Below are 13624 nucleotides of genomic sequence, written 5' to 3'. Positions count from 1 at the left end.
GAGGACGGGCCCCACCCCGGCGGAGCAGGCCGCGGCCCAGCGGCAGGCGCTCTACGCCGCCGTCGAGGCCCGGATTGCGCCACTGTTCGCGTGGCGGCGCCTTGCCGCCGATCCCAAGGCCAACCTCGGCAGCCCGCAGGCGCGGATGCTCAAGGCGGCGGCCGATGCGGCGGTGCCGGAGGATGCGGTGGCTCTCGTGTCGGCAATCCAGGCGACGGGCACGCCGGACCCGTGGCGTGACACCATCGCTCACGCGCTGGTCATGCCGAACCGGGTCGACGCGGCGGCCCTGCTGCGCCAGTTGGCCCGGCAGATCAAGCAGATGGGCACCACAGCGGTGGAGTACCGGCGCGGCCGCCAACCCTACGCCGACGCCTGCGTGGCGGCCAAGCGCGAGATCGGCCATGCGGAGGAACGCGTCGCGGCGGCGCTTTGGCGCGCCAGCCGTGACCCCAACGCCGATCGGCCACGCATCGATCGGTTGATTGCCGCGACCGAACGGAAAACGCCGCAGGAGCGGGCTGAGCTTGGTCGCCTTTTCCTCTGGAAGCCTCAGGAGATGGGGTTGGCCAGCGGACTGCGCGGCCGCCTGCTCTCGGCGGAACGGCGGGACGCCAAGACGGCGGTGGAGCAGTTGTGGACGGCCATCGAGGAGCTGGTCGCGGCCCGGGCCGCCGCGGCAACCGCCCGGCAGCGAGCGGACGCTTACGACGCCCGCCCCGACGTGCTTGTCGGTCGCCAAGCGGCCGAGGCGGTGAACGCGCTGAACCGAGCGCTGAACGCAGGGCCGCTCGGGTCTGGATATGTGCTCACCCAGTCGGCGGAGGCGTTGGAACTGGTGGCCTCGTGGGCTGACGTGCAGAACGCCGGCGTGACGCCCCAGCGCAAGGCCGCCATCATTCGGCGGCAGCAGGAGTATGCGAGGGAGGCGGAGCCGGAGGGGCCATCCTTTTCGCAATAGGCCGGCGTTTAAGGGGGGCAATAACCTCGTCCGTCCTATCCATCAGTTTGGCGGGTCATGCCGAGGTGGCGCCCCTCCGCCACGGTGGGTCTGGCATCATCCCGGTATGGCTGTGACAGGCTCCAAGGGGCGGCTGGGACGAACTCTGTTTGACTCTCGTGGCATGCGCAGAATGCATGCCACCGCCGGTCCCAGACCTCGACGGACAGCCCGCTGTGCGCGAACATGTTGGCGGTGTTTCCCAACCGGCATGGCCCCATGGATGACCGCGACCTTCCCGACCCCACCTATGGCTACTTCGTCATTTTCGAGAACCCGCCACCGCACGCCCGCAACTTGCCGGATGCTCGAACCGCCATCGATGCCATCGTTGAAGCTCGGATCACCGCCCGGGATTGTGCCGCCACCGTCCACCTGCGCCACCACACCGAGACCGCCACGTTCGACCTCGGCAGCGCCACCCCGGATGGCGTGTTCCACGTGGCCCCGCCGCTTCAGGAAGGCGACATCCTCACTCCTCAGGACCTGGACTTTCTCCAGCGTCAACAGCAAGAGGGGGATCCGCGCCATCCCGACCCCATCCCACTCCGACCAAGCAGCGCCCCGGCGCCCGCGGACCCGCCTCGCCCGGTATTGTGCCTGGACGAGAGCTTAAGAAACGTGCCGGTCACGTGGCCGGCCGGCGGTCCCCGCCCCGCCCCGCCGCCGAATCCAAACGCGACGGTCACGGTCATCTCAGGTGCCCGCCTTCCGTTCGGCCCCGGGTCAGGACGCACATTCGGTTCGCCGCGATGAGCGAAGCCAAGCTGTTGTTGGATGCGGTCGCCCTGGCCGACATGCACCGGAGGGCTGCGGAGATCGAGGCGCTTGAGCGGCGCAGGGGACGTCCCTTGTCCGCCGGTTCGCCCTTGCTCCTGGCGTTGTTGGCGTCTCCTCCTGGAACGCCGCTCTGGTCCTCACTCCCAGCCATTGAGGGATCCTCCATGACAACCGATGCTTCCTCGAAGCCCTTCCGGCCGGCACGGCTGTCCGAGGCACCGCGCGATCCTGATCCTGAAGGTGTTTTTGACGTGCCCGTGACGTAGCGCCGACGGTCCCGAGCCGGTGCCGCCGGGAGCCGTCGGAGTGTCAATGTCAGCGACGCCGTTGCCGTTCGGTTCGGACGACGGTCGCCGCTTTGGAGAGCCTCGCCCATGATCGATCGTCGAACCGCACCCGAGATGGCCGAGACGCCAATGGGGCGCTCTTGGGCACGGCTTCAGGCGCTGCTTCCATACCTGCCAGCACCGGTGCCGCCACCGTCGCTGGACGGCTGCCCGTGCGACCCGGTGTCTGGACAGTGCATCATGAGCGAGCCGGAACCCATCGACTGGCAGACGATGACCCGGCTGGGCCCACCTTTCGATATCGTCGCCCCGCTCATATCTCCAGAGCTCCATCCCTCTGTGCACGCTGACACGCTGGTTCTCAAGAAACCAGCGCCAACGCGGTAGAGTTATTGGACAACAGCAATTTTTCCTTTTCCTTCAGGGCGATGACCATTGGTCGGGGGCTTGTCCAATCGACCATCAGCAGACGGAAAGCCGCGGCATCCTGGTCGTCAAGCTCCGGGAGGCCACCGTCCTGGATCAGTGTGGACAGGGCCGTCTTCATGGAGATGAAGGCGGTCGCCAGCCAGTTGGCGGCGTCCATACCCGGCAGATTGTTGATTTCCAATTTTTCTGATCCGATCGTGTAGGCGATGTAGGCCTGCGTCCAGCCTTGCCGCGCCTCGACCGTTCCCAGCTGGTGGTAGCTGTGCCAACGTCCTTTGCCCGTGGCAAAACCAATGGGCGTGACTACGATGTCATCACCATCAGAGATTCCCTTGCCATAGGCAATGACGGCCGTCGCAAGGATATGACAAGAGCGTTTGGCCAGCCGCTCCAGTATTCCCTTCAAGACCGGGTTGTCGGTTATGACCAACTCGCCGGGGACGGTGGTGCCGGCCAGTGTGCGTTGCACAGCTCGTAGGATGGGGGTGGCGAAACGTCTGCTCCGTCGAACATCGTCAATGCCAAGCAGGTGAGTCGCCGTATCAAGGATGGCCCAAGGGGAGGTGGCGCCGGGTGTCTGTTCTGTCAGGGTCTGAAGGACCAAGTTATAGACGTTCCGATCGAGGTCACTTGCGGGGGTTGGGCCGCGCAGCCGATCCCGCAACGCTCCGTAGGTGTCTTCGGTGACCGCGCCGGCCAGAATTCGATTGGTCAGACAGCTGGTCAGGGCTGTGTGCCAGTGTGATCGAGCATCGACGCCCCATTGTTCGCTCATCGCCGACAGCCATTCACTGTCATAAGGAGCTTCGGTCTCCACCCGTTTTTCAACGGTGTGTTTGGCCGCCTCGTCGAGCAGCCCAGCTCTCTTCTCCGGTGTCAGAAGAAGCGCCGAGAGCGTTGCGCTGTTGCCGATCCCCTCCTGGGTCTGGGCCGCGGTAGGAACGAACGCCGTTAGCCAAGCACGGCTTTTCTTGGCGCTTCCGGTGATAATGCGGTCCAGAGCCGCGCCCGTGTCAGGGCCGAAGATGCCGGCAAGGTGGTGAAGCCGGATCAGGTGAATGGTGATCCCCGGTGCCGCTTCACCCGCTTGGATGGGGCGCAGCAGAGCCGTCGCCGTATCGGTGAGGAGGCTGGCGATGCGAGTGGTGTTCATCAGAAGGAGTTGCGCCAGAGCCTTGGCCTCTCTCGGCAGATCCGGTTCATCGGCCTTACCGAGCAGCACCAGAACCTGACGTCGGGTATATTGGTCAACCATCGCTGTGGGGATGGCCTTGATCACATCATCGTTCTTTGCGGCGATGGCGCCAGTGATGGAGCTCAGCCCGTCAATCAACTCGGAGGGCAGCGTTTCAGCCGCAAGCTGGGCTGTCAGATGATGGGTGGCCAGTGGCACCACGATGGTGGACCAGTCCGAATCTTTCCAAACAGCGTCATCGCTGGCGTCGATCAATCCCTTGAAGGCTTGGATGCGATCCGCGGCCAGGGGCATGCTTTTTTTGAAATCCTCCGTCAGTTGTGTGGCAATCAGAGCACGTCCCGTTCCATCTTCGGCGAGATCCAAGGCGGCAGGCGCGGCCGTCTGGAAAAAGCTGATCCAGCTGGGGATGTGATCACGCCAGTCATCGGCCAATAAGCTGTGTGCCAGCAGTGTCATGGCTGCTTGGCTGTTGGAAAAGGTTGCAATCTGCAGGGACGCCAGGGCGGCGTCCAACCGGGCAGTCTCGCCATTGGCACACATTTCCAGTTGCTTGGCCGCCAGCCGGTGACGTTCGGTGAGACCTTCCACAGTGTCGCAGTGGAAACCCGTTTGGTTGAGGCGCTCCAGCGTGCTGGCCACCACGCTTTCCAGCAATCGGGTTAGAATGGCGCTCGCCTCCGCACCAGCCTCGGCTAAGCGCTTCTTCCGATCTGCCTCAAACCGCCGGGCGACGACGCTCTTGGTTACGTTCGACACGGTGCTCTGGGCAAGCTTCGTCACCACTTGGGCCCCGATCTCTTTCATGGCCGAGTGGTTGCCACCCTTCAACAGCAGGCCCGTTACCATCTCAGTGCCTTTGCTCACCACCATTGTGGTGTTGGCGCTCTGCCGTTCGGCTTCGGCGCTCTCGTTGGCGTTGAGGCTGTCCAACTGGTCCTGCATGGCAACACGCAAGTCCCGGAGGTCTGACAGCGCGGAGTCTGTGGTGTGGAGCGGGGGGGCCATATCCGTGAAGCCGATTCCGACGCCTGTCTTCGTAACCACGTCCCGCATGGCGGCGCAGCCGGTCTTGAGGGCCGTTTTGACCATCCCTTCCAGACCGGCAATCCCTTGAGGGAGGTCGGGCAGTTTGCCCCATTCCTCATTGAAGTCGTGGCCCACATTGGCGACGATGCGGTGCAGTCCACTTGCCACCCAGTCATGCGCCACCGTGGCTGGGGCCATTACGGTCCAGGAGGGGGTTTGCAGAACCACGACCTGGTTGCTGGGCGCCGGCGTCGAGGGCCGGTCGGTATCAGCTGGTCCGGTGCCGGTCTCGTCAAAGAGCTCATTCAGAAAGCTTAGTGCTGGAGCCGCAGGGGCGCTGAGGGCTCGCGCCTCCTCCAGACTGTGCGGTTGTGGTAATGCGGCGTCCTTGTGGCTGTCGGCGTGCTGCAGGGTCGACAAACGCTCGAGGTCACGACACTCGTCATCGCTCAACCCCAAAAGCGCCTGGATGTCTGCCAATTCAATGCGGTCATCGTCGGACAGGCTGCCGTCCACACTGAGATCGCGGATGGTCTCGCGGTATTGTTCATAACGGTGAATCAACCGCGTACGGGCCTCGTTGGCCTCGGCCAGATCGATGCCCGCCAAAGCCGCCTTCCGCTCAAGGATGCGCTCTGTCTTATCGTTCAATCGGCCTTGAACGTAGAAGCGGCTAACCGTCGCGAGATACTCCGCGATGCCCATAATTCCCCCAATCATCGAAACGGCCCCTTTTGCAAGGTTGCCGGCCTGCGTCGGGGATGGTAGCGAGTCCCTCTGCAAAATCACAATAAGGTTGTGTCAGACGAAATCTGCTCGCCAAACCGGGGGCGGAACATCCTGTTCAAATGCGCGCCGGTGAAGCCTTCAGCATTGCGCAAATCTGGGGAACGGTTGGTATGGCGCGTCCATTGCGAGGAGCCACATCTCGACGGCGCGTACCTTCGTCGCACGGCTCCGCTCGATGTCCGGAAATGTCACCATAACGGGATGGGGCGGTCACGTTTCAGGATAAGGGCGGGCAAGCGTGGCAATGACCGACGCCCGAAACCGGCTCTGACCCGATCCAGCCGGTGTTTGAGGTGACGTTTCCGGACACTTCGGCCTTATGAGCCGCAGGAACGATGATTCCTGCAGATGGTTCTCGGCGGCAGAGTCCGTTTACTCGGTTCACACGGCGACATGGCGCGGCTGGTGGTCACACCGAGGCCTGCCCGAGCGTCACCTGGACGAGGTGGATCGGGGCGCTGCGGTGGGGGACGTGGTGCAGCCAGTCCGCTGACAGCCGGGGAGCGAGGCTAGATGTCGAACAATGACTGAACCGTCGATACGAGAAGATCGGTAGCATCCATCAGAGTGGGCGAGCTTCCCGAAGCACAACATCACGAAAATGTGCGGAAAGGCTGTGTGGGGTGCAGAGATCAATCTGTACGCCTGTAAGGGTTTCGGCCGCAATCTGCGCTGCAACGAGATCGAACAAAGAAACTCGAGCTGATGCATCGACCAAAATGTCCAGGTCACTACCCTCCTGGTCTTCCGCACGGTTGACCGAGCCGAAGACACGCGGATTCTCAAATCCGTGGTTTGCGATAATCTCCCGCAGGCCTGCCCGATGGGTGGCAAGAGCGGCGCTGGGTCGCACGGCATTCTCCTGGTTTCTTGATTTCCATATAGACGATAGGGGCCGACTTGCCAATCTTGGGTCTGAGCGGTGATCCGCCCACCGCAAAAGCCCACGGGTCACTCGAGCTTGTCGGGCAACCGCCGCAGACGCAGAAGGATGGGCATCCAGAACAGGGCGCTCACCACCGCCGGCCGACAGACGACGCCGGCGACCGGGCGCCCGATCCGCAGCAGCAGCTCGTGGAACCAAGCCGGCTTATGGCACTCGCCTAGGATGAATGGGGCGTATTCATGCCGCGTCACCAGGACGTAGCGAAGCCAGATTTTAAGATCCTCCTTCTTCAATTCGATGAGGTCAGTGTTCCACCACTGTTCCCACCGGTGCACATGATGGCTGTTGAACCATTCCGTGTAGGTCGGGCGCACTACCTGAACCCACGACGGCCAAGTCATCGTACGACCATCGTCAACGACGCTCACCAGGCGGATCTCGACCTCGGAGTAGGGAGTGCGGATGCCGTCTTCGTCGATGAACAGCGTCTTGAGTGGAATCGAGGGTAAGCTGACGACCTTGTCTTTTTCAAAGAGGCGATCAAAGCGGTGACGTTCCTGGTATTCGGTTGTTGCCGACCTCGCCGTCACCAAAATTTCCACGTCCGTCAGCGGACGGTCGGTGGTATTGCGAACGGCCATCACGGACACGGGGCGCTCGCGGTTGGAGAAAACCGCGTTTTCCAAGTGCAGGGAGTAGCTGATCCCGGCCCCAAGCGAATCCCACTGCCGCCGGAACCGCAAGGATTCGAGGTGCCAATCGTGAGCGGTGCGATAAGTTGGCTCCAGCAGGCGCCTGGTCAGCCAATTCCACAGAGGACGGAACAACCCAAACGGAACGTGGGTCTCAATAAACATCCGGCGCCCCTTTCAAAATCCCAGGTTGAGCTTACCGAATCCGTGGAGGCGCCGCCACTCTCCGCGCTCGCCCGGCTCACACGGCCAAATAGCGGGCGGAGCTGTCGCTGGGGCGGGCGTGCAGGTAGCGGCCGGTGGTCGCCACCGAGGCATGCCCCAGCGTCGCCTGGACGAGGTGGATCGGGGCGCCGCGGTCGAGGGCGTGGCGCAGCCAGTGCGCCGACAGCCGCGGGTCGAGCGCGCCGCCCTTGCGTGAGCGAAACAGCGGCGCGTCCGCCGCGGCGGTGCCGCGCAAGCCCTGCAGGGCCGCCCAGGTGCCGGCCGAGAGCAGCGCGGCCCGGGGGCCTTGCCACCCTTGCCAAAGACGGTGAGCTGGCCGGCGCCGTCGCGCGGCTGGGCGTCGCGCCAAGTCAGGGTGCACAGTTCAGAGACGCGCAGGCCAGCGGCGTGGAGCAGGCGGAGCGGGACGGCGTTGCGCGGGGTCGGCTCCCAGGGCGAGCAGGCGGTGGGCGGCCGCTTCGTCAAGGATGCACACGGCCAGCGTGCCTTTGACCGGCGGCACCGCCACGGTGGCGCCGACGTCGAAGGCCAGGTAACCGAGGTGGTGGACGAAGGCGAGCAGCGGCTTCACCGCCGACAGCGCGCGGCCCCGCGACGCCGGGGCGCGGCCCGCCAGCGTGTCGGCAAAGACCTGCAGGACGGCCAGCGTGACCGCGCGCAGCGGCGTGATTGCGGTGTTCAAGTCGGGTATGGATTGATGCGAATGTAGCCAACGGCATGCAAAGTGCATACCTTCTTCAAATTGCCCAGGGAACTTCGCCACGGATCTTGGCCGCAGCGAAGTTACTGTGATTACGGACAGATATTTGCTTTCTATGCCAAAAACATAGATGCGCTGTATAGTTTCACCAATTTTTTGACGGCCTATGCTAAGGAATAAGCTTGCCGACGAGCTTAAGCAATGATGATAGAGAAACTTTTTTTGCTAAATCATCAGCTTTGTGCAAAAAATCTCTTTTGCTTAGAGCTTGCTCAAGCTCCTGCATTTTCGAGTTCCTCCATTGCCAGATATTATCTTTGTTGGCGTTTGAATAATGCGGACATGACCGGAGTATGTCTCTACAGTCTTCAAATATTTCTTTAAAAAAATTAACATACTCGTCATGACTATGCTTTTCTTTAAACGAGTATACTAATTTATTGGCGATTTCCGGGGCGTCTGGCCTATCGAAAAAGACAATGCATGGAGTCTTGTCAAGCGGAACCTTCCATTCATCTGACAACTCACGAGAAATGGCAGCCGTCATTCCCGGAAGACCTATATCGAAACTTCTAAGCATTCCTAAGTTCCCATTAGTACTTCTTGAGTTTTTTCTTTCAATAATGATCTTTGGTGACGTATTTATTTTTGGGGTGTCTGGAACAATTATCAGCAGCTCTGGTCCTGATACCGTGTGTAGGTCAGCCCAATGATCCCTAATTAGCTTCGCAAACTCTTTATCTAAGTCGGTGTAAATCAAGAACGACAGAAACCCCATGAACTCTTTCACGTCGCGTGCTTTAAGGCCGCTCGATCTTTGCACGGAGTACATCCCGTATATTCCTTTGGTGCTTAGGTTGTGAAGATGAGGAATATTTATCAAAATCCGCTGGAAAATGGAACAACGGCAGCTGATTCCGTGCTTTTCACCTGCTTATCCGCAACCGCTGACGTTTCCGGGGCTCCGGTCCAGGGCATGGGTTGGGATCTGCAGGACTTGGTTATCAAACGGCGAGGTAGCGGGCGGAGCTGTCGCTGGGGCGGGCGTGCAGGTAGCGGCCGGTGGTCGCCACCGAGGCGTGCCCGAGGGTGGCCTGGACGAGGTGGATGGGGGCGCCGCGGTCCAGCGCGTGGGAGGCGTGGGCGTGGCGCAGCCAGTGCGCCGACAGCCGCTCGTCGAGGCCGGCGCGGCGCGCCGCCGCCTTGACCACGCGGCCGACGGCGCTGGGGTCGAGCGCGCCGCCCTTGCGCGAGCGGAACAGCGGCGCGTCCGCCGCGGCGGTGCCGCGCAGGCCCTGCAGCGCCGCCCAGGTGCCGGCCGAGAGCAGCACGACCCGGGTCTTGCCGCCCTTGCCGAAGACGGTGAGCTGGCCGGCGCCGTCGCGCGGCTGGGCGTCGCGCCAGGTCAGGCCGCACAGTTCGGAGACGCGCAAGCCGGCGGCGTAGAGCAGGCGGAGCAGGACCTGGTTGCGCGGGGTCGGCTCCAGGGCGAGCAGGCGGTGCACCGCCGCCTCGTCGAGGATGCGCTCGGCCAGCGTGCCTTTGACCGGCGGCACCGCCACGGCGGCACCGACGTCGAAGGGCAGGTAGCCGAGGCGATGGGCGAAGGCGAGCAGCGACTTCACCGCCGACAGCGCGCGGGCCCGCGAGGCCGGGGCGCGGCCCGCCAGCGTGTCGGCGAAGGCCTGCAGGGCGCCCAGGGTGACCGCGCGCAGCGGCGTGCCCACCGCCGCGCGGAAGGCGGCGGCGTCGGCGGCGTAGGCGCGCCGGGTGTGGCGGCCGCGGCCGTGCAGCCACAGCGCGACGAGCTGGTCGTCGCTCGTCGCCTGGACGGGCGCCGGCGGATCCGGCGTGTCGTGGGTCACGACCACCGCCCGGGCGCCGGTGCGGGCGATCGCCCCCGACCAGCCAATCGACCTCGCGGCGGCGGTCCGGGCGGCGGGAATGAACGCATGATAATGCTCCTTATCGGGCGTTCAACAAAGTTTGCTCGGCAGCCACATTGCGGCTTGCCCTTTGCCCAAGTTTGTGCGTTACTAACGTCAGTGATGTTACTGACGTTACTGAGTGGCCCGAACGCCTCAGACCACTCGACCTTCAGCGCCACACAAGGAGATGGCCATGGACGAGACCAGCCCGTTTTCACTCAAGCACCGCCCGGTCTACCTGCTGCCGTACGAAGCCCACGACGGCCCGTACAAGAACGCTACCGACTGCAAGTACCTCTCGATCGGCCTGGCGCAGTACGACCCCCGCGCCCTTTCCGTGAAGACCCTGCGTCACACCGGCGACAAGTGGAGCCGGCAGAGTGAGGAGATGCCGGCCCACCGTGCGATCGATCTCGTTGCCTTGCTCGCCTTTGCCCTCGAAGCGCAAAACAGCGGTGGCAACAACGGCGTCGAGATTCCCACCGACTTCCTGGAGAACCAGAGCGAGCCGATCCGCATCGAGAACAGTGCGGACAACGCGCTGAAGCGCGGTATCTTCGCCGAAAGCCTCGTTGGTGAGAGTGAGGCCGCCCGCTTGCTGCGCAACCGGTTGGGGAAATTGCGTGGGGTGCTGGAGCGCCTGCACAGGAACGACCTGATTCCCTGATCCCCGCTCGTGTCGTTGAAGATGCGATGAATCATTCCATGAGCAGTAGAGACCGGCCGTGGCCGGCAGCGTCAGCAAGCCGCGCTTCGTGCATCAGACGGTGATGTCGGCTTTCCACGTATCGCCGGCGCGCGTCAACCGGACATCGTCGCCCGCCCGGCTGCCGGGTGCAGAAGGGTGGGCGGCGCCGCGCCGGTATCGGTGATTGTCGTGCACGAAGTCACACCGGCTGCTCCTCTGGGGCAGCCGCGATCAAGGTGGCAATCTGACGATCGAAGCGAAAGGCATCCAGCGCAGGCCGGGCACGCTTGGTGATGTCGAGGCCCCATTCCGGCAGGCTGGCTCGGCCCACATAGTCACGGCTCTTGAAGGGGCCATGCGGCTCGCGCCAGGCAAGCGCGGGGATCAGGTACAACGCCGGCTCCTGCAGTTCCTCAAGCAGGACCACGGCTGCATAGCGGGTCGGGGACAGCGGAAAGACATCCTTGCGGAAGAAAATGTAGGTGGACGATGGCCAGCGGAGCGCCTTTACCTGCACTTCCAGAAAGCTGCCATTCAGGCGAATCACCAGATCGATGCCACGATCGTCGACCAGCGGCGTGTACACCTCGGCGCCATAGAGGGCAAACTCCATAGCGACGTAATGCTCGGCGAAGCGGCCAATCTGGAGATGGTTGAGGCGCGACCACGCGTGGCGTTCAAAGGCCATTTGACATTCCCTCACTGAAAAGGTCGTTCAGAGGGGTGCGAGGCCGAGCCGCTGCCGCACCCCATCCCAGTCGTCAAAGGCGAAAACTTCTTCCTGCAGTTCCTGGATTGCTCCGCTCCGGTCGCGGTTGACACGTCGCGCATCGCCTCCCCAGGCCTTGTAGTACCGCTTGGCCATATCATCGAAGCCCGGCCCAGGCTCACCGGTTCGATTCACAACAATGGTGGAGAGGACCGGCACTTTGCGTCCTTCGTCCAACCCGAGGTCGAGCAGCACCCCGCAGATCAGGCCCAAGGGACGACCATAGGCGGTGTACGGCCACACCCGCTGTTTCAGCAGGCCACGGTCGAGCAGAAGCTCAGCGATTTCCCCATAGGTGATGCGGGTACGGGCGTTGGCGCGCTCGACCAGCACCCGCAGAATGTCGGGAGCCACCACCAGAGTCCACGGCAGATCCCGATCGTCCGGTTTGCCATTGGAGTTGGCAAATACGCGCCGGAAACGTTCGGGCACACCCCCAGAGCGATCGACCGTGCGCATCGAGCGCCGGGCCATCAACGAGGAAGAATGCGGTGTTTGGCTCGCCAGCACGCTTTCCAGCCCTCGCAGCATGAGCACCGTGTCCCGATCCACCGCTCCCGCTTCGCGAGCAGCATCGAGCGTACGCTGGTACTTGCGAACCGACCAGCCAACGGCTTCGGCGATCTCGGCCGTGGTGAGGCCGAGCGCTTGTCGCGTCTCTTCGAGGTGGTCGGCGGTCAGATCGTCACAGTCGGTCAGGGACGTCAGCTGGCTGATGGTGGTGGCCATGATGCGGCTTCCGCATGTCGTTACTAGAGCGCCAAAAATGGCATACCAAAAATGGTGCGTCAATATTGGCGCGCTATCCCCCCCCCCCACACACAGGCGCGTGACAACAATGTGTTGACAACAGTGATGACTAGAGACATGTTGGCAATGTCTATTGCGCCTAGAAACGGAGGACCTCAATGGGGGTGATTAAAGTCAATTGGCCGTTGCGCATTCTTGTGCGCTCCCAGCGTATCGCCGGCGGCAGGAAGCTCCTGGAAATTTGCGAGCGGATGGAAACGATGGAAGAATTCCGCACGCGGATCCGCCTGGGGGCAAAGCCGGTCACCGCGCTCAGCCAACCGCTGCTCGCGGAGTTGCCCGAGGAGGAAGCTCGGGCTCATCCGCTCAAGCAACTCGCCGGCGAAGCCACGGCGCACGTCTGCGAAAGCATTCTCGGCGCGGTCCGGAGCACCGGATCACGGGCGATCGTGGGCGATCCCCTGTTCACCTCGGGAACCGGGTTTCGTGAGCCCGGAACCGTTGCGCCGCCCAGTCCGGACACGGAAGCGTCCTTCGCCCGCCTGGTGCAAAGCCTGATCGCGACCTTGCCGGACGCCGACCTCGAGGCCCTGGCGACGGCGATCGCCGCGGAACAGGAACAGAGGCGGGGGGCGTAGACCGCCCGCGCAATGGTCGCCCGGTGGAGCGTTTCGAGCTTGCTGTATGTAATGAGGTATGTTACATCATTTCACATGAATATCGCACGCCGCTTTACGAAAGAAGGTCAGGACGCTTATGCCGGGCTCGGCTTCCGGCGCACCGTTTCCATGTGCCGGCGTCCGACCCTGCGAGGCTCCGGCGGGACCAAGACCATCCCTGGTCGCGCCGGCGCCGCGCCTCTTTCGCAGGCGGATCACGCCGACGCGGCGCAGGCTCTTCTGGCGGCCGTGGCAACTGGCGAGATCGCCGGATACGTTGACCTCGTGGTCCGGGTCGACGCGTGGTCGCTCGGCGACTCCCAGCTGTTCCGCCGCGCCTTCGACCTTCTGGCGAACGACCTGCCCGACCGTTTCCTGATCGAGCTCGGCGTCGCTCCGGAGCACCTCGCCGCGTTCAGTCGCCGGGATCGTCAGGTCTTTTGGGAAAGCTTTGCCCGCGAACTGACGGCGCAATGGGCGGCGCAGGCCGGGCTGGAGGGGCGGACGACCTCCGAGATCTTCCTCATCGATGATCTCGAGGCCTTCCTGCACCCGGGCATCTTGGCGCTGGTTGTCCCCCGCGCCCTTGGCAGAGTGGCGGTGCGGGGGGAGGGTTCCCCCCGCCGCCGCGGCCGCGCTCCGGTCGGGCCCCCCCCGCCGCCCCCCGGGGGGCCCGCGCCGGCCCCCCCCCCCCGCCAGGGCTGGCGCGCCGCCACGTCACCGCCCGGCTGGGCCAGCGGCGCCAGATGGTCGAGGCGGGTGAAGCCGGCGCCGTCAACAAGGAGCATCTCCCCGCCCCAGGACCCACCGTCCTCTCC

Annotated in this window: 15 protein-coding genes and 1 pseudogene; 5 read left to right on the top strand and 11 right to left on the bottom strand. The window is 63.6% G+C overall.

Translation table 11 applies throughout. The features are described from left to right. From GBZ26_RS18770 to GBZ26_RS18760, 3 genes are all read left to right on the top strand, one after another. Positions 1-961 (top strand): hypothetical protein (locus tag GBZ26_RS18770; protein ID WP_174440145.1); only part of this gene is annotated, 961 nt, incomplete at its 5' end. A 258-nt stretch (positions 962-1219) separates the two neighbouring features. Beyond that, the gene (locus GBZ26_RS18765) at positions 1220-1756 is read left to right on the top strand and encodes a hypothetical protein (protein ID WP_174440144.1); all 537 of its coding nucleotides are present in this window, start codon (positions 1220-1222) and stop codon (positions 1754-1756) included. Continuing rightward, positions 1753-2046: a hypothetical protein gene (locus tag GBZ26_RS18760; RefSeq protein ID WP_174440143.1), complete on the top strand. Its 294-nt coding sequence runs from the start codon at positions 1753-1755 to the stop codon at positions 2044-2046. The genes GBZ26_RS18765 and GBZ26_RS18760 overlap by 4 nt, the downstream gene beginning before the upstream one ends. A gap of 382 nt (positions 2047-2428) precedes the next feature. On the opposite strand, the gene GBZ26_RS18755 is transcribed toward GBZ26_RS18760, so the two are convergent. The 7 genes from GBZ26_RS18755 to GBZ26_RS18730 all read right to left on the bottom strand — a co-directional run bounded on the left by GBZ26_RS18755 (position 2429) and on the right by GBZ26_RS18730 (position 9877). After that, the gene (locus GBZ26_RS18755; RefSeq protein ID WP_174440142.1) at positions 2429-5440 is read right to left on the bottom strand and encodes a hypothetical protein; all 3012 of its coding nucleotides are present in this window, start codon (positions 5438-5440) and stop codon (positions 2429-2431) included. Between the two features lie 631 nt (positions 5441-6071). After that, a complete protein-coding gene (locus GBZ26_RS18750) occupies positions 6072-6362 on the bottom strand; it encodes a nucleotidyltransferase family protein (protein ID WP_174440141.1) in 291 nt (96 codons plus the stop codon). Between the two features lie 98 nt (positions 6363-6460). Next, on the bottom strand, positions 6461-7252 hold the full coding sequence (locus GBZ26_RS18745) for a hypothetical protein (protein ID WP_174440140.1): 792 nt from the start codon (positions 7250-7252) through the stop codon (positions 6461-6463). A 76-nt stretch (positions 7253-7328) separates the two neighbouring features. Beyond that, positions 7329-7547, bottom strand: a complete 219-nt coding sequence (locus GBZ26_RS29965; RefSeq protein WP_246654338.1) for a tyrosine-type recombinase/integrase — start codon at positions 7545-7547, stop codon at positions 7329-7331. A gap of 129 nt (positions 7548-7676) precedes the next feature. Further along, the gene (locus GBZ26_RS29960) at positions 7677-7994 is read right to left on the bottom strand and encodes a hypothetical protein (RefSeq protein ID WP_211104832.1); all 318 of its coding nucleotides are present in this window, start codon (positions 7992-7994) and stop codon (positions 7677-7679) included. A gap of 187 nt (positions 7995-8181) precedes the next feature. Continuing rightward, positions 8182-8835, bottom strand: a complete 654-nt coding sequence (locus GBZ26_RS18735; RefSeq protein ID WP_174440139.1) for a hypothetical protein — start codon at positions 8833-8835, stop codon at positions 8182-8184. A gap of 181 nt (positions 8836-9016) precedes the next feature. Further along, entirely contained in the window at positions 9017-9877 is an 861-nt protein-coding gene (locus GBZ26_RS18730) for a tyrosine-type recombinase/integrase (protein ID WP_345772051.1), read from the bottom strand. A gap of 256 nt (positions 9878-10133) precedes the next feature. Here GBZ26_RS18730 and GBZ26_RS18725 point away from each other — a divergent pair, with 256 nt between their 5' ends. Beyond that, a complete protein-coding gene (locus GBZ26_RS18725) occupies positions 10134-10607 on the top strand; it encodes a DUF6530 family protein (protein ID WP_174440138.1) in 474 nt (157 codons plus the stop codon). 220 nt (positions 10608-10827) lie between these two features. Here GBZ26_RS18725 and GBZ26_RS18720 read toward each other — a convergent pair whose 3' ends face one another. Together GBZ26_RS18720 and GBZ26_RS18715 are read right to left on the bottom strand one after the other, a co-directional pair. Beyond that, complete coding sequence (locus GBZ26_RS18720; RefSeq protein ID WP_174440137.1) at positions 10828-11316, bottom strand: DUF4365 domain-containing protein; 489 nt, start codon at positions 11314-11316, stop codon at positions 10828-10830. Between the two features lie 27 nt (positions 11317-11343). Further along, entirely contained in the window at positions 11344-12126 is a 783-nt protein-coding gene (locus GBZ26_RS18715; protein ID WP_174440136.1) for a hypothetical protein, read from the bottom strand. Between the two features lie 179 nt (positions 12127-12305). Here GBZ26_RS18715 and GBZ26_RS18710 point away from each other — a divergent pair, with 179 nt between their 5' ends. Next, positions 12306-12785: a hypothetical protein gene (locus GBZ26_RS18710; RefSeq protein ID WP_174440135.1), complete on the top strand. Its 480-nt coding sequence runs from the start codon at positions 12306-12308 to the stop codon at positions 12783-12785. 66 nt (positions 12786-12851) lie between these two features. Here the strand turns inward: GBZ26_RS18710 and GBZ26_RS18705 are convergent, their stop codons facing one another. After that, a complete protein-coding gene (locus GBZ26_RS18705; protein WP_174440134.1) occupies positions 12852-13358 on the bottom strand; it encodes a hypothetical protein in 507 nt (168 codons plus the stop codon). A 152-nt stretch (positions 13359-13510) separates the two neighbouring features. After that, positions 13511-13624 (bottom strand): annotated as a pseudogene (locus GBZ26_RS31020) (Kae1-like domain-containing protein); the annotation flags it as partial.

Origin of the sequence: Azospirillum formosense (assembly GCF_013340925.1) — a bacterium.
GTDB lineage: Bacteria > Pseudomonadota > Alphaproteobacteria > Azospirillales > Azospirillaceae > Azospirillum > Azospirillum formosense.
Note: the sequence above shows the minus strand (reverse complement) of the source record. Positions and strands in the feature narration are given on the sequence as shown.